Annotated in this window: 12 protein-coding genes; 10 read left to right on the top strand and 2 right to left on the bottom strand. The window is 70.4% G+C overall.

What is annotated here, in order from left to right:
* The 6 genes from rodA to QM572_RS02880 form a co-directional block, all read left to right on the top strand.
* On the top strand, window positions 1-626 hold a 626-nt coding region (rodA, locus tag QM572_RS02905; protein ID WP_415089842.1), incomplete at its 5' end, for a rod shape-determining protein RodA.
* A 41-nt stretch (window positions 627-667) separates the two neighbouring features.
* On the top strand, window positions 668-2,611 hold the full coding sequence (locus QM572_RS02900; RefSeq protein WP_415089840.1) for a TIGR03960 family B12-binding radical SAM protein: 1,944 nt from the start codon (window positions 668-670) through the stop codon (window positions 2,609-2,611).
* Between the two features lie 43 nt (window positions 2,612-2,654).
* A complete protein-coding gene (locus QM572_RS02895; RefSeq protein WP_415089838.1) occupies window positions 2,655-3,734 on the top strand; it encodes a methyltransferase domain-containing protein in 1,080 nt (359 codons plus the stop codon).
* Between the two features lie 43 nt (window positions 3,735-3,777).
* The gene (locus tag QM572_RS02890; protein WP_415089836.1) at window positions 3,778-4,776 is read left to right on the top strand and encodes a class I SAM-dependent methyltransferase; all 999 of its coding nucleotides are present in this window, start codon (window positions 3,778-3,780) and stop codon (window positions 4,774-4,776) included.
* Window positions 4,773-6,404: a glycosyltransferase family 2 protein gene (locus QM572_RS02885; RefSeq protein WP_415089834.1), complete on the top strand. Its 1,632-nt coding sequence runs from the start codon at window positions 4,773-4,775 to the stop codon at window positions 6,402-6,404. Before QM572_RS02890 ends, QM572_RS02885 begins: the two co-directional genes overlap by 4 nt.
* Window positions 6,405-6,409: 5 nt before the next feature.
* Window positions 6,410-6,832, top strand: coding sequence for a GtrA family protein (locus QM572_RS02880; RefSeq protein ID WP_415089832.1), 423 nt, complete (start codon window positions 6,410-6,412; stop codon window positions 6,830-6,832).
* Here QM572_RS02880 and QM572_RS02875 read toward each other — a convergent pair.
* Window positions 6,810-8,774 (bottom strand): hypothetical protein, encoded by a 1,965-nt coding sequence (locus QM572_RS02875; RefSeq protein WP_415089830.1) that lies wholly within the window; start codon window positions 8,772-8,774, stop codon window positions 6,810-6,812. The genes QM572_RS02880 and QM572_RS02875 overlap by 23 nt on opposite strands.
* Before the next feature lie 4 nt (window positions 8,775-8,778).
* Entirely contained in the window at window positions 8,779-9,792 is a 1,014-nt protein-coding gene (locus QM572_RS02870) for a glycosyltransferase family 2 protein (protein ID WP_415089827.1), read from the bottom strand.
* 52 nt (window positions 9,793-9,844) lie between these two features.
* Here QM572_RS02870 and QM572_RS02865 point away from each other — a divergent pair, with 52 nt between their 5' ends.
* The 4 genes from QM572_RS02865 (at window position 9,845) to QM572_RS02850 (ending at window position 16,287) form a co-directional block, all read left to right on the top strand.
* Window positions 9,845-11,608, top strand: coding sequence for a hypothetical protein (locus QM572_RS02865; protein ID WP_415089825.1), 1,764 nt, complete (start codon window positions 9,845-9,847; stop codon window positions 11,606-11,608).
* Entirely contained in the window at window positions 11,598-12,323 is a 726-nt protein-coding gene (locus QM572_RS02860) for a TIGR03936 family radical SAM-associated protein (RefSeq protein ID WP_415089823.1), read from the top strand. The genes QM572_RS02865 and QM572_RS02860 overlap by 11 nt, the downstream gene beginning before the upstream one ends.
* Before the next feature lie 357 nt (window positions 12,324-12,680).
* Entirely contained in the window at window positions 12,681-15,554 is a 2,874-nt protein-coding gene (locus QM572_RS02855; protein WP_415089821.1) for an Rne/Rng family ribonuclease, read from the top strand.
* On the top strand, window positions 15,547-16,287 hold the full coding sequence (locus QM572_RS02850) for a helix-turn-helix domain-containing protein (protein WP_415089818.1): 741 nt from the start codon (window positions 15,547-15,549) through the stop codon (window positions 16,285-16,287). The genes QM572_RS02855 and QM572_RS02850 overlap by 8 nt, the downstream gene beginning before the upstream one ends.
* Window positions 16,288-16,347 lie beyond the last annotated feature (60 nt).

Genomic DNA, 16,347 nt, shown 5'->3' with positions numbered 1-16,347 from the left:
GCGCGCCGCTGCGCTGGCTCGTCCTGCTCGGCGGCCTCGGCGTCGCCGGCGCCGTCGCCGCGGTGGCGGGCGGCGTGCTCAAGGCCTACCAGGTCGACCGGTTCCTCGCGTTCACGAACCCGGCGCTCGACCCCCAGGGAGCCGGCTACAACACCGAGCAGGCCCGGATCGCGATCGGCAACGGCGGCCTCTTCGGGCAGGGCCTCTTCAACGGCACCCAGACCCGCGCGGGCTTCGTGCCCGAGCAGCACACCGACTTCATCTTCACCGTCGCGGGGGAGGAGCTCGGCCTCGTCGGGGCCGCCGCGATCATCGCCCTGCTCGGCGTCGTGCTCTGGCGGATCCTGCGGATCGCCCGCCGCGCCGAGGACACGTTCGGGCGCGTCGCCGCCGCGGGCATCGCCTGCTGGTTCGGCTTCCAGGCCTTCCAGAACATCGGTATGTGCCTCGGCATCATGCCCGTCACCGGCGTCCCCCTGCCCTTCCTCTCGTACGGCGGCAGCTCGATGTTCGCGGGCCTGCTGGCCATCGGCCTGGTGCAGGGCGTCCACGCCCGGCTCGCCGACGACCGACAGGAGCTCTTCACCTACGCCACGACCCGCGTCGGCGTCGGTGCGCTCCACTGACGGTTCGGCTGCCGCCGTACGCGCAACTTAGACTCGGGAGCATGTCCGGAGAGTCCGTCTTCCCCCGCCTCGAGCCGCACCTCGGGCGCGTCTCCAAGCCGATCCAGTACGTCGGCGGCGAGCTGAACTCGACGGTCAAGGACTGGGGCACCGACGACTCCACCGTCCGGTGGGCGCTGATGTATCCCGACGCCTACGAGGTCGGCCTGCCCAACCAGGGCGTCGCGATCCTCTATGAGATCCTCAACGAGCGCGACGGCGTGCTCGCCGAGCGGACCTACTCGGTGTGGCCCGACCTCGAGGCGATCATGCGGGAGAACGGCATCCCGCAGTTCACCGTCGACGCCCACCGCAGCGTCCGCGACTTCGACCTGCTGGGGCTCTCCTTCTCGACCGAGCTGGGCTACACGAACATGCTCACCGCGCTCGACCTCGCGGGCATCCCGCTGCACGCCGTCGACCGCGGGATCGACGACCCGATCGTGCTCGCCGGCGGCCACGCCGCGTTCAACCCCGAGCCGATCGCCGACTTCCTTGACGCCGCCGTCCTCGGCGACGGCGAGGAGGCCGTGCTCGCGATCACGGAGGTCGTCCGGGAGTGGAAGGCCGAGGGTCGCCCGGGCGGTCGCGTGGAGGTGCTGCGCCGGCTCGCCGTCTCGGGCAACGTCTACGTCCCGCGCTTCTACGACGTGACGTACGACGGCGCCGGCTCGATCGAGGCGGTCGTGCCCAACCACCCCGATGCTCCGTGGCGGGTGCGCAAGCACACCCTCATGGACCTCGACGCCTGGCCCTACCCCGCCAAGCCGCTGGTGCCGCTCGCCGAGACCGTCCACGAGCGCTTCTCCGTCGAGATCTTCCGCGGCTGCACCCGCGGCTGCCGCTTCTGCCAGGCCGGGATGATCACCCGGCCGGTGCGGGAGCGTTCGATCAACACGATCGGCGACATGGTCGAGAACGGCCTGACGAGGTCGGGCTTTGAGGAGGTCGGCCTGCTCTCGCTGTCGAGCGCCGACCACACCGAGATCGGCGACCTCGCCACCGGCCTCGCCGACCGCTACGAGGGCTCCAACGTCTCCCTGTCGCTGCCCTCGACCCGTGTGGACGCCTTCAACATCACGCTGGCCAACGAGTTCTCCCGCAACGGCCGCCGCTCCGGCCTCACCTTCGCGCCCGAGGGCGGCAGCGAGCGGATGCGCAAGGTGATCAACAAGATGGTCACCGAGGACGACCTCATCCGCACCGTCGCGGCGGCCTACTCCCACGGCTGGCGGCAGGTGAAGCTCTACTTCATGTGCGGTCTCCCGACCGAGACCGACGAGGACGTGCTCGCCATCGCCGACCTGGCCAAGCGGGTGATCGCCACCGGCCGGGAGGTGTCGGGGCGCAACGACATCCGCTGCACCGTCTCCATCGGCGGCTTCGTGCCCAAGCCGCACACGCCGTTCCAGTGGGCGTCGCAGCTGGACCACGAGACCACGGACGCCCGGCTCCAGCAGCTGCGCGACGTCGTACGGGCGGACAAGAGGTTCGGGCGGGCGATCGGCTTCCGCTACCACGACGGCAAGCCCGGGATCGTCGAGGGACTGCTGTCGCGCGGCGACCGCCGCGTCGGCGGGATCATCGAGGAGGTGTGGCGCGACGGCGGCCGCTTCGACGGCTGGAGCGAGCACTTCTCCTACGACCGCTGGATGGCCGCCGCCGCACGCGGTCTCGAGGGCACCGGCGTCGACGTCGACTGGTTCACCACCCGCGAGCGCGGCTACGACGAGGTGCTCCCGTGGGACCACCTCGACTCCGGTCTCGACAAGGACTGGCTGTGGGGCGACTGGGAGGACGCCCTCGCCGCCGCCGACGGCGAGGACATCGAGATCGAGGACTGCCGCTGGACCCCCTGCTACGACTGCGGCGTCTGCCCCGAGATGGGCACCGAGATCCAGATCGGCCCGACCGGCCAGAAGCTGCTGCCCCTCTCGGTCGTCTGAGGCGTCGGCGCTGTCGGAGCCCTCGAACCCGTAGGGTCGGAGCATGACCGAGGATGTCGGGCCGCGGAACCGGAGGGAGCTGGGAGTCGAGGCACACGCCGCCCATCTCGCACAGCGTCGGCAGATGTTCGCCGACGTCCACGACTTCGGCGTCGGCCGCGGGCTCGAGATCGGACCCCTCGACTCTCCCTTCGCCGAGCGTCCGGCATCGGACGTGCGCTACGTCGACGTCTTCGACACCCGGGGCATCCGCGAGCACTACCAGGACGACGGGAACGTTCTACTCGAGATGATCCCGGAGATCGACTATCCGATCATCGTCGACGGCCGGGTCCGGACCCTCGGGGAGGCGGCCGGCCCGGGCGCGCCGTACGACTGGGTGGTTGCCTCGCACGTCATCGAGCACGTCCCGGACGTGATCGGCTGGTTGCAGCAGATCGCCGGGATCACGACCGACGCAGGACGACTCCTGCTCGTCGTGCCCGACCGTCGCTACTGCTTCGACCGCCACCGTCCCCCCACGACCAGCGGGCAGGCGATCGAGGCCTTCGAGCGGGGCGACACCCGTCCGGGCACGCGTGCGCTCTATGACTTCTTCAGCGCTGCGGTGCAGGTCGACCCCCACGCACTCTGGGAGGGTGCGCCGATGCCCGGAGTGGAGGCCGCCATGTACGACCGCGTCAAGGCATGGGAGATGGTCGAGCTCGGCAACACGGGGGAGTACGTCGACACCCACGTCTGGACCTTCTCACCGCGGGCGCTGCGCGATCTCCTCGACGAGTGGGCGGCGCTCGGGCTGTCCGAATGGGACGTCGTCGACCTGCGAGAGCTTCCTCACACGGTCGAGTTCCGAGCTGTCCTCCGGCGACGGGCGCGCGGCCTCGGTGCGGCGCCCCACGTGCGCCAGACGGGGTTGCCGGGCTGGCTGGAGGACGAACGGGAGCTCCTCGAGCAGCGCATTGCGCGGTTGGAGAGCCAGATCGAGGCGAAGGACGTCCGCATCGCCGCCCTACGGGCCAAGGCGCGCCGGCTGCGGGCGAAGGTGGCCCGGCTCCAGGCTGAGCCGACGTGGCGCCGGTGCGTACGACGTGCGCGCGGCAGGTTGCGTGCCCGCATCAAGTAGGGTTCCTCAGTCCCCGCTCCCGAGAACGAAGACGGACCGACGCATGACCTCCGAGAACGTATCGGCGCCGAACGTGACCACTGGCTCGTCCGACTACGACGACAGCTACTACAACGACACACACCTCGGTCACCACGGCGACTACGACTGGTCCTCCGACCACTGGAGGTCGTTCTTCCGAGGCGTCGCGCAGCGGATCGTGGGCCTGCTCTCGCCGGCCACCGTTCTCGACGTGGGTTGCGCGAAGGGCATGCTGGTCCAGGCGCTGGCGGAGCAGGGCGTGGACGCGCGGGGCTCCGACATCTCCGACTACGCCGTCGCGGCCGCCCACCCGGAGGTCCGCGACCGACTGTTCGTGCAGTCGGCGACCGAGCCGATCGAGGGCCGGTTCGACCTGATCACCTGCGTCGAGGTGCTGGAACACATGTCGCCGGAGGACGCGCAGCGCGCGATCGACAGCATGTGCGCGGCGAGCAACCGGATCCTCTTCAGCTCTACCCCCAGCGACTTCGAGGAGTCGACGCACGTCAACGTGCACCCCACCGCGCAGTGGGCTGCCTGGTTCGCCGAGCGGGGCTACTTCCGCCGGACCGACGCCGACACCAACTTTCTGACCCCGTGGGCGATCCTCTTCGAGCGAGCCGATCTCTCCCCTCGGGTGGTCGTCGAGCGCTACGAGACCCAGCTCGCGCCGCTCAATCGGGAAGTCGTCGACAAGCGGCAGGCTCTTCTCGAGGCCAACCGCCGGCTGGGCGAGCTGGCGAAGTCGACCCGGTCCGTGTCACCCCTCGAGGACGCGCGCCTTGCCGCGGTTCACGCCGATCTGACCGCCACCGACCACCTCCTCGGCCTCGAAGCGACGATCGCCCGGCAGGAGCGCGAGCTCGAAGAGGTGCGAGCCCGGCTGCGCGCGGTCCGTGCGCGGGCCGCGAAGCTGCGTGCGAGGTTGCAGGGCCTGGAGAAGGACGCCGAGGCGCTGCGTGCCTCGACCACCTGGAAGGTCGGCCGGGCCATCACCGGCCTCGGCGGGATGCGACGATGAGCGGTGAGTCGCCCCTCTTCTCGATCGTCACGCCCGTCTATGACCCGCCGGTCGAGTTCCTGAGGGAGACCGTCGAGTCGGTCCTCGCCCAGACGTACGACGACTGGGAGCTGATCCTCGTCGACGACTGCTCACCGAATCCCGAGGTGCTCGCGACGCTGCGCTCCTACGCCGCGGCGGACCCGCGCATCCGGCTGATCGAGCGCAGCGAGAACGGCCACATCGTGGCCGCGTCCAACGACGCCGTCGCCGCCTCGCGCGGCGCGTTCATCGTGCTGCTCGACCACGACGACGTACTCGTGCACGGGGCGCTGGCGGCCAACGCGAAGGTCATCGCTGCCCACGATGACGTGGACTACATCTACTCCGACGAGACGCTCTACGACGGCGGGCCCGTTGACCCGTTCGTCAAGCCGGACTGGTCGCCCGAGCGGCTCCGCGCGCAGAACTACTGCTGCCATCTATCCGTGCTGCGTGCCGACGTCGTCCGTGAGGTAGGAGCCTTCCGGCCCGGGTTCGACGGCTCTCAGGACCACGACCTCGTCCTGCGCGTCACCGAGCGGGCCCGGCGGATCGTGCACATCCCTCGAGTCCTCTACCACTGGCGCATCCACGAGGCTTCCGCCGCCGGCAACGCCGAGGCGAAGCCCTACGCGCTGGACGCCGGACGGCGCGCGGTCCAGGACCACCTCGATCGTGTGGGCATCCGCGGCCGGGCCATCACCGAAGGCCCCGGCCGGTACCGGATCGAGCGGGTCCTCGCCCCTGAGAGGACCGTGAGCATCGTCATCCCCACCCGCGGGTCGTCGGCGATGGTCTGGGGCCGGCGGCGGGTGATGGTCGTCGACGCGGTGCGCTCCGCGCTGGAGATGGCCCATCACCCCACGATCGAGGTCGTCGTCGTCTACGACGCCGAGACCCCCACGGACGTGCTCGACCAACTCAAGGCAGTCGCCGGTGATCGGCTGGTGCTCGTGAGGTTCGCCGAGCCCTTCAACTACAGCCGCAAGATGAACGCCGGCGTGCTGGCGTCCAGCGGCGAGCGCCTGGTCCTCCTCAACGACGACGTCGAGTTCCGCTCGCCCGGCTGGACGCAGGAGCTCCTGGCGCCGTTGGACGAGCCGGACGTCGGCGCGACCGGCGGAAAGCTCTACTTCGAGGACTCGACGATCCAGCACGTCGGCCTCGCGTGGGTCAACGGTCAGTGGGAGCACCCCTACCGCCTGCACGCCGCGTCGACGCCGGGCCACCGGTTCATGAACCTCATCAACCGCGAGGTCAGCGGCGTGACCGGGGCGTGCACCGGCATCCGGCGCGAGACGTACTTCGAGATCGGCGGGCTGAGTGAGCAGTTGCCCGGAAACTTCAACGACGTCGACTTCTGCTACAAGATCACGTCCCGGGGCTACCGGATCCTCTACGTCGCTCACTGCGAGCTCTTCCACTTCGAGTCGAAGACCCGCGAGGCGAAAGTGCTGCCGTGGGAGGTGCGCCTGGTCCGCCAGCGATGGGGGGTTCCGGGCCGCGATCCCTACTCGCCTGACTACCCGGACATGCCACCGTCGCCGCGAGAGTTGCGGCGTCGTCGCGAGGCGTCCCGCGGCGGCACGGGGGAGTTCGTTCGCTAGTGGTCATGCGCGGCGTTCCGAGAGCTCCTCAGGCCCACCCCTCGCTGGTCAGACAGGCGGTGGCCTACGGAATGACGGGTGGGCTGAACACCCTGATCACCCTGGCGCTCTATCGGGGAGCCTATGCCGCGTGGGGAGCGAGAATCGGCTACGTCGGAGCGATCCTGGTGGCGAGTGCCATCGGCATCGTCACGGGTTACTTCCTCAACGGACACCTCGCGTTCGGCGTGCGTGACGCTGAGGCGGGCAGCTTCGTCAGGTACGCGTCGGTCGCTTCGACAGGAGTGGCGTTCAATACCGTCGTACTGCCCCTCCTTGTCGAAGTGGGCCGTCTCGAGCCGTGGCCCGCGCAGCTCGTCGCCACGGTGCTGGTCTTCGGGTTCTCTCTCGTCGCCCACCGGTTCTTCAGCTTCCGGAGGGCTCCCTGAGCGAGGCGTCCACCGTGTAGGCCCAGAACCGCTGACCCTGCCACCGCATCCTGAACGCGGGTGTCAGGCAGGGATCATTCAATCGCGTGGTCGAGAGGATATGCGTGAGGCGGGGTTCGCGCTCGGCGAGCGCACACGGCGACGTCGCCATCACGATCTGGTCGATCGTGGGGTTCGACCAGGTGATCGACGTGTCGCTGTTCCACTGGAACCGGATGTAGGTGCCACCTCGATTCCACACGTCTTCGTGTGTCCGATCCGGGTCGAGGACGGTCCAGGCCCGCTGGTCGGGGCCGATCTGCTGGCGCCCGGAGAGGGACGGGGTGGCCGTGGCGAACATGAGGGCGTCGACGTACGGGGAGTCGCTCGCCCACAGCGTGTCGTCCGAGCGCGCGGCCGCGCCCTCGGCCATCAACCGCGCCGCCGCGGGAGAGCTGCGGAGGTCGCCGAGGCCCGCGATGACCGGATTGGCGCGGCCGCTCAGCGCAAGGAGCGCGGCCAGCGCGAGGAGAAGGGGCACCGGGCGGCCCGGCCACATCACGATGGCGCCGACGACGCTCGCGGCGATCACCGAGGCGACCGCGATTGCCTCGTGGGTCAGGCCGGGCATGCCGGTGTGCTGCCACGACCAACCGGCGATGGCCGTCGCGATCAGGGTGAGTGCGGCCGCGACCGCCGCAAGAACACGTGCCCCGGACGGCACCCGGGGTAGCGCCAGGCAGAAGGTCACGATGGCGAGGAACCCCGCGTCGTTGGCGGCTCGTAGCGCCGGCACGAGGTTGAGCAGCGGGATGTGGCCGGTCATCGGGCCGAGGCCGAGGGTGCACCAGGCAAGCCACAGGACGGCGGCGGTGAACCAGACCGCCACCACGGCCTGTTCCGGGCGGAGGATCCCCCGCAGGGCGACCGATCTCAACGGGAGGAGTGACGGGACCATCAACAGCGCGGCGATCGGCAGCAGGATGACGAAGGAGGAACTCGCCTCGGTGGCGTTCGTGTTCGGTGCCAGTGTGCTCTGGATCGATTCCAGGGAGGCAAGCACCGGGGCGCCGAAGACCTTGCCGAAGGGCAGCTGAAGCGCCGTGGAGATCCGCTGGCCGGGGTAGACGGTGTGCAGCCCCGCGCGGATCGCGTCGAGGTTCTCGGCCATGGTTCCGGCGACCAGTGCCCCGCTGAGCGCCCCCGTCATCCCGACAGCCGTCCACCGAGGTGCGGCCCGGTCGCGCTGGAGGAGGATGTAGAGGCAGGTCGAGACCAGTACCGGGAAGCCGAGGATGATCGCGAACGGCTGGTAGTAGGACGGGAACCGTGCGATCAGGACGGCCGCGGCCAGGATGGCGCCCGCTCCGGGCCAACGGCGGCCGGCGGACAGCGCGTGATACGCAGCGATCATCAGAGCGGCAGCGGCGAACATGAAGCCGAGCGTGTTCACCGGCCTGCCGGACCACCACACGTTCGAGGGTGAGAGGAGGATGAGCGCCGAGGCGAGGTATCCCCATCTCGATCGCCCGCTGATCTGCCGGAACCAGAGCGGGAGGCCGATGATCAACAGCAGCGTCGGGAGCCACCACCGTGCCGCGAAGACGACGCTGTCGGGCAGCGGAGTCGCCAGCTTGGCCAGCGTGCCGTCGAAGAAGACGATCGAGGAGACCGGGCCAATGGGGAGCTGGGAGAAGAAGTTCGGCGGGACGCTCAGCGGGTTGTCGATGCCGTGCCCGCCCGTCGCGATCCAACCGAGACTGATCGGCGACTCCGTCATGAACTCGTCGGCACGGACGGCCTGGGCGGCGCCGATCTGGTGCGGGACATCGGCGGGTGTGGTCGCGTAGAGCGCGCCGATGTTCGATGTCGTGATCCCTCCCGCGCACAGGATCAGATACACCAGCACGGGCACAGCGACGATGGCCCGGCCGCCACCGAGCACCTGACGGACCGACGGCATGGATCTACGAGAACCGCTCGTGCCTGCTCGTCGCCTCACCGCGAGGTGCGGGCGGCGCGTTCATCGAGAGGTAGACCAGGCGCATGTTCTCGTCCTCGGTCCGCTTCAGCGCTCCGAGGGTCATCCCGAGGAAGAACGTCATCACGGCGATCAGCTCGATTCCCGTGGCGAGGACCGCGAGAGGCAGGCGCGGCACCTCGCCGGTCCGCACGAAGTCGGCGACGACCGGAACGCCGAGGCCGAAGCCGAGCAGCGCCGTCAGCACGGCGATCACGGTGTGGAAGAAGACGGGACGCTCGAACCGGGTCAGATGCAGGATGAGGCGGAGGATCTTGAAGCCATCGTGGTACGTCCGCAGCTTGCTCTCGGCGCCGGCGGGCCTGTCGGTGAAGTCCACGGCGACCTCGGCCTGGGGGACGCGGAGCGTCGCCGCGTGCACCGTCAGCTCGGTCTCGATCTCGAACTCGCGGGAGACGGCCGGGAACGACTTCACGAACCGGCGACTGAAGACGCGATAACCGCTGAGCATGTCGCCGACCTGGATCCCGAAGATCCGGGCGACGACAAGGTTGAACGCTCGGTTCCCTGCGGCGTGGCCCGGGCGGTAGGCGCCGTGGCTGACCTCCCGTCGTACGCCGAGGATGTGGTCGTACGGGCCCTCGAGCAGCGCAGTGATCATCCCCGGCGCGGCGAAGGCATCGTAGGTGTCGTCGCCGTCGATCATCAGGTAGACGTCGGCGTCCAGATCGGCGAACGCCCGTCGGATCACGTTGCCCTTGCCCTTGGTCCGCTCGTACCGGACCTCGGCGCCGGCCCGGCGCGCCGCCTCGTCGGTGCCGTCGGTGCTGTTGTTGTCGTAGACGTAGATGTCCATGTTGGGGACGGCGGCACGAAGGTCGGCGACCACCTTCCCGACCGCGATGACCTCGTTGTGGCATGGGACGATGGCCGCGATCCGGATGCCGGTCGGGAGCTCCTCATCGGCGGTACCACGATGATCGGGCTCACTCCGGAACATGGCGCGCAGTGTAACGTCCGGCGCGCGGTCACCGAGGGAAGGAGGACGGCTCGTGGACTTCCTGGCAGGCTTTGCGGTGACGCTGGCCTTCTCGGTGCTGGTGACGCTCGCGGCCGCCCGACTCACGAGGCGATGGTGGCAGGATGCGCCCGCCGTCGCCATCTGCTTCGGGCTCCTGGGCCTCGGCCTCGTCGCCCAGTTGTCGTGGGCGCTCTGCTGGTGGTCCGGCACGGCGGCCGAGTGGCTGCCGTGGATACTCCTGGTCGGAGCGCTGGTGGTGCTGGCGGCGGGGCCCCGCCGGCTGTCGGCCGTCCTCTTCGCGGGACCAGTGCTCGCGTGGGTCGCCGGCGGGAGCGTTCTCGCACTCTTCTCCATCCTGTACGGCGGCACGGAGGCGGTGAACTTTCAGGGTGCGGCGCAGCGATATCTCTCTCTCCCGATCGACAACTACCTGCAGTATCTGTTCGCCTTCGACCTTCGCCACGGCATCTCCACCACGATGTTCACCGGCGACTGGAACGGCAGCGATCGGCCTCCGCTCCAGTCCGGGATGATCCTGATGAGCCAAGGCCTTGCCTCGCGGTGGGGACAGGGATCGAGCGTGCCGATCGACGCTCCGGGAGCGCTCGGATTCGGGCTCGGCGCGAGCGTCGCCGCTCAGACCATCTGGATCCCGGCCGTGTGGGCGATGACCCGCACCTTCGGAGCGAGGACGCGTGTCACGGTGGTCGTGGTGCTCGTCGCGCTCGCTCTCCCGACCTCCGTGGTGGAGACCGCCTTCACCTGGCCGAAGATGATGAGTGCCGGCTTCCTGGTGGCGTCCGTCACCATGATCTGCGCCTTCAATCTCGGACGAGGTCCGTCCGTCGTTCCCACCTTCGCCGTCGCCGCAGGGCTGTCGCTGTGCGGCTATCTCAGCCACGGCGGAGCGGCGTTCCTGCTGCCGCTCCTCGTCGGTCTCGGTGTACTCGCGGTCCGACGCGCCGGACTACGCGCGTCGGCGCGGGGGGTAGTGGTCGCGGGATTGGGCTCAGCGCTCCTCTATGCGCCCTGGTGGGCCTACGGGCATTGGGCAGACCCCGCCACGGGACGGCTCCTCAAGTATCACTTCGCGGGCGTACAGCAGGTCGACCCGCGTTCGGTCGTACAGGCGATTCGTGATCAGTACTCGCAGATGAGCTTGGGTCAGGTGCTGTCGGTACGGCGCGCCAACGTGGATCAGCTGTTCGATCCCGACCTCTTCTGGTGGCGTCCCGGCGGGATGCTCACCCGGGAGGCCCTTCGATCGCGGGACTTCTTCAGCACGGCTGGATCGCTGGGCCTCGGGCTTCTCGCCTTGGTGCTCGTGGTCGCCGTGGTCGTGCTCCGAAGCGGGCTGTGCGCGGTGCGCCGGACCCGGCCGGTAAGGGCGACGCCCGAGGCTCGACAGATCGGCGCGGTCATCGTGGGCTGCCTTGTCTGCATGGTGGTGTGGTCGCTGACCTTCTTCAGTGTCGGAAACGCCATCCCGCATCAAGGCAGCTATGCCTGGACCCTGATGCTCGCGGTGCTGCCAGTGATGGTCCTCGCGATGCGCTCCATCGCCGTGGGGGTGTTTCTGGCGATCGCTCAGTGGTGTTACTCCGCCGTCGTCTACTGGGATCCCGCGGGCGGCAGTCCCTATCGGCGGGTGGATCCCCCGGTAGCGGCGGCGCTGGCGGGTGTCGTGCTCGTGCTCGCGGCGCTCGCCGCTGTGGTGCTGCTTTCGTCTTGGGCTCCCAGACGCGGGGGAGGAGGGCGAAGGAGACGTCCTCTAGGCTCTCCCGGTGGCACGTGAGCTCCCCGAACAGCAGGCACCGCCGGTCCAGCGCCTGCGACTGCGCTACGCGAAGCGTGGGCGGCTGCGGTTCACCTCGCACCGGGACTTCTCGCGGGCGTTCGAGCGGGCCCTGATGCGCTCGAGGGTGCCGATGGCCTACTCCTCGGGCTTCAACCCGCACCCGCGGATCTCCTACGCCGGGGCGGCGCCGACGGGGGCGGCCAGCGAGGCCGAGTACGTCGAGATCGGGCTCGCCCAGGTCGTCGACCCGGACGCCGTGCTCGCGACGCTCGCCTCGGCGCTGCCCGACGGGCTCGATCTCGAGCAGGTCGCCGTCTCGCCCGGCGGTTCGCTGGCCGACCTGCTGCAGGCCTCGACGTGGCTGATCGAGGTGCCGCGGCCGCTCGCGGAGGTGGCTGCCGCGGTCGAGGGCTTCCTGGCGGCCGGCGAGGTGACCGTGGAGCGGATGACCAAGAAGGGCCTGCGCTCCTTCGACGCCCGTGCCGCCGTCGTCGAGCTCTCCGCATCGGCCGCGCCGAAGGGGGAGGGGGCGGTCGTGCACCTCCTGCTGAGGCATGGGACCCCCGCCGTACGCCCCGACGACGTGCTCGCCGGGATGGCCGGTTTCGGCCTGGCGACGGGTGCGGAACACGGGGGCCTGCCGCTCCTCACGCGCCTGGCCCAGGGACCCTTCGACGAGGCGACGGCCACCGTCGGCGATCCGCTCGCCTGACACCGAATACCGCGTTGACTCCGGGTGAACACCACTCGTGTGCGATACTGACGACGGTCGAACGACGCTTCGAACGACGGCAGGGTGGCTTCCAGTCACCCGCTGAGTTCCAGGTCCAGTGAGACCCGACGACTCATCCGTCGTCCCGGGCCTGCTTCGGCAGGCAGCGAGACGACACAGGGACGACACGTCCGTCGCCAGACGCGACGCGGCCGGCAGCCGGTGACAGGGGCTGCCAGTGACAGGCCGACGACCGCGGCAGGTGGAGGGTGACACCGCCTCTGATGCGAGCGCGCAGGACGCGTCGTTGCCCTGACAGACTTCGCGCCCGCGGGCGCTCTCCGAGGAGATCCACCTATGGCTGACGACCTGATCGTCGATTCCACCCTGTCCACCGTCGAGCCCGCCGCCGCGCCCGCGAAGAAGGCCCCGGCGAAGAAGGCCGCCGCCAAGCGCGCGCCGGCCAAGAAGACCGCCGCGAAGGCGAGTACGCCGGCTCCCCGGTCCGCCGCCGAGGGGGATGCTGCGCTCCCGCTCGACGGCGACGTGTCGACGCCCGACCCGGCCGAGAAGCCGGCGAAGAAGGCCGGTGCGAAGAAGGCCGCCGCGAAGAAGGCGGCCGCCAAGAAGACCGCCGCGAAGAAGCCCGCGAAGAAGGCGGCCGCCGCGCCGGTCGCCGAGGCACCGGCCGAGGCCGAGCAGCCGGAGGCGTCAGCCGCCCCGGCCGCCCTGTTCCAGGCCCCCGAGAAGGCCACGGCCCCGCGCCGCCGTACGGCGAAGAAGGCCGCCCCGGCCTCCGAACCCGCCGCCGAGCCGGAGGAGGAGACCGCCGACGAGGCCGAGGCCCTCACCGCGGCGGCCGCCGAGGACGAGAGCGCCGCCGCCGAGCTGATCGAGGTCGCCGAGGACGCCGCCGACACCGACGCGGCCGACGCTGACACGGGCGCCGAGGACACCGACGCCGAGGACACCGACGACGACTCCGACGAGGATGCCGAGGAGGGCAGCACCCCGGCCCGCCGTCGTCGCCGCCGAGGCGGCCGCCGGCGGCGCAAGTCGGGCGGCAACGGCAACGCCGAGGCGGCCGACGGAGACGCCTCCGGTGACGACGTCGACGACGCCGGTGACATCGGGGAGGCCGGGAGCGACGACGAGGCGTCCGAGGACGCCGCGGCCGACGACAGCGGCGAGGGCGGCTCGTCCCGGCGCCGCCGGCGCCGCCGTCGTGCGGGAGAGGGCGCGGGCGACGACGACGCCGATGGCGTCAGCACCGTCGTCAGGGTCCGCGAGTCGCGCCCGCTCGAGCAGCAGATCACCGCCGTGTCGGGCTCGACCCGGCTCGAGGCCAAGAAGCAGCGCCGCCGCGAGGGCCGCGAGGCCGGCCGCCGCCGCGCCCCCATCGTCTCCGAGGCCGAGTTCCTCGCCCGCCGCGAGTCGGTCGACCGCGTCATGGTCGTCCGCCAGCGCCAGGACCTCACCCAGATCGGCGTGCTCGAGGACAAGGTGCTCGTGGAGCACTACGTCGCGCGCGAGTCCCAGACGTCGCTGATCGGCAACATCTACCTCGGCCGCGTCCAGAACGTGCTGCCGAGCATGGAGGCCGCCTTCGTCGACATCGGCAAGGGCCGCAACGCGGTGCTCTATGCCGGCGAGGTCAACTGGTCCGCGCTCGGCCACAAGGACGGCCAGCCGCGCAAGATCGAGTCCGTCCTCTCCAGCGGCCAGACCGTCCTCGTCCAGGTCACCAAGGACCCGGTCGGCCACAAGGGCGCCCGCCTGACCTCCCAGATCTCCCTCGCGGGCCGCTTCCTCGTCTACGTGCCCGACGGCACCACCTCCGGCATCTCCCGCAAGCTCCCCGACACCGAGCGCAACCGCCTCAAGACCCTCCTCAAGGAGATCGTCCCCGAGTCGGCCGGCGTCATCGTGCGTACGGCGGCCGAGGGTGCCTCGGAGGAGGAGCTCACCCGGGACGTCGAGCGGCTCAAGGCTCGCTGGGAGGACATCGAGTCCAAGTCGAAGGGCAGCGCCCCGCAGCTGCTCTACGGCGAGCCCGACCTGACCCTCAAGGTCGTCCGCGACCTCTTCACCGAGGACTTCAGCAAGCTGGTCGTCCAGGGCGACGACGCGTGGGAGACCGTGAAGTCCTACGTCGACCATGTCGCCCCCGACCTCGCCGAGCGTCTCGAGAAGCACGAGGCGGGCGACGGCACCCCCGACCTGTTCAGCGTCTACCGCGTCGACGAGCAGATCGCCAAGGGCCTGGACCGCAAGGTCTGGCTGCCCTCGGGCGGCTCGCTCATCATCGACCGCACCGAGGCGATGACGGTCGTCGACGTCAACACCGGCAAGTTCACCGGCTCCGGGGGCAACCTCGAAGAGACGGTCACCAAGAACAACCTCGAGGCCGCGGAGGAGATCGTCCGCCAGCTCCGGCTGCGCGACATCGGCGGCATCATCGTCGTCGACTTCATCGACATGGTCCTGGAGTCCAACCGCGACCTCGTCCTGCGCCGGTTGGTCGAGTGCCTGGGCCGCGACCGGACCCGCCACCAGGTCGCCGAGGTCACCTCGCTCGGCCTGGTGCAGATGACCCGCAAGCGGATCGGCACCGGTCTGGTCGAGGCGTTCAGCGAGAACTGCAGCCACTGCCAGGGTCGTGGCATCGTCGTCCACGACCACCCGGTCGCCACCTCCGGCGCCCCGCAGGTCGAGCCCGACGAGACGCCGCGCAACCGTCGCCGTCGTGGCGGGCGTGGCCGTGGGGGCGAGGAGAGCGCCGCGCCCGAGACGCCTCAGCCCGCCGTACCGTCGCCGAAGGACATCGCCGCCCTGCCGCGCCACGAGCCGGTCGACGAGGTCGTGATCGCCGAGCCGGTCGACGTGGCCGAGGCGGTCGAGGTGGTCGACGTGGCCGAGCCCGCCGACGTGGCCGAGCCCGCCGACGCGGTCGACGTGGCCGAGCCCGTTGAGCCCGAGGTCGCGGCCGACGCCGTGACCGAGGAGGAGCCGGCGGCCGAGCCCGAGGCGCCGAAAGTGGTCACCCGCACCCGTGGCCGCCGGGGTGCCAGCACCGCCGTGATCTCCACCGGCGAGGCCGCTGTGCTCGAGGTGAGCGCCACGGACGTCCCCGTGGCCGCCGTCGCCGAGCCGACCCCTCCGCCGAGGGTCGTGACCCGCACGCGCCGCGGCGCCAGCCGGGACGTCGTCCACACCGGCGACGGTGCCTGACCAGGCCGAAGGCCCACTCGATGTCGAGTGGTTCGACGTCGCCGCGGGTGAGCGCTTCGAGCCGCACACCCATCCCAAGCACCTCCTGACCTGGGCGGCCTCGGGGTCGCTCACGCTCGAGGTCGAGAACCGGTGCTGGGTCCTGCCGCCGAGTGTCGCGCTGTGGATCCCGGCGGGCATGGTGCACGACGCCGTCGCGATGCGCCCCTCGCGGCTGGGCGGCCTCTACGTCGAGACCGATGCCTCGCCGGTGGCGTGGTCGGCGCCGACCGTGGTCGCCCTGACCCCGCTCGCGCTCCACCTCATGGACTACCTCGAGGGGGGTGACGTGAGCGGTCCGGCATGGGAGCGTGCTACGGCCGTGCTTATCGACGTGCTGGCGCCGCTGGAGGCCGACGACCTGGAGCTGCCGTTGCCCGTCGACCGGAGGGGGCGCGCCGTCGCCGACCTGCTGCGAGCCGACCCCCGCGAGCCGCGCGGCGCGGACGAGCTCGCCGCCGAGGTCGGATGCAGCCCGAGGACGCTGCTGAGGATCTTCCTCGCGGAGACGGGCATGACCTTCAGTGACTGGCGGTCGCACCTCCGGATCCTGGCGGCGACCGCGATGGTGCGCGACGGACTGCCGGTGGCCACGGTCGCGGACCTCGTCGGCTATGCCACCCCGAGCGCCTTCGTCAGCGCCTTCCGGCGGATCACGGGCAGGACGCCGCGCATGGTCGCCTACGAGAAGTGACGGATTCTCGATAGTTTATCTCGTCGACTTGCGGGTCAGTTGACCAAATCAGACATCATC

Origin of the sequence: Nocardioides sp., assembly GCF_047607365.1 — a bacterium.
Taxonomy (GTDB): Bacteria; Actinomycetota; Actinomycetes; order Propionibacteriales; family Nocardioidaceae; genus Nocardioides.
The sequence above is the reverse complement of the archived record's forward strand: the minus strand, read 5'-3'. Positions and strand labels throughout refer to the sequence as shown.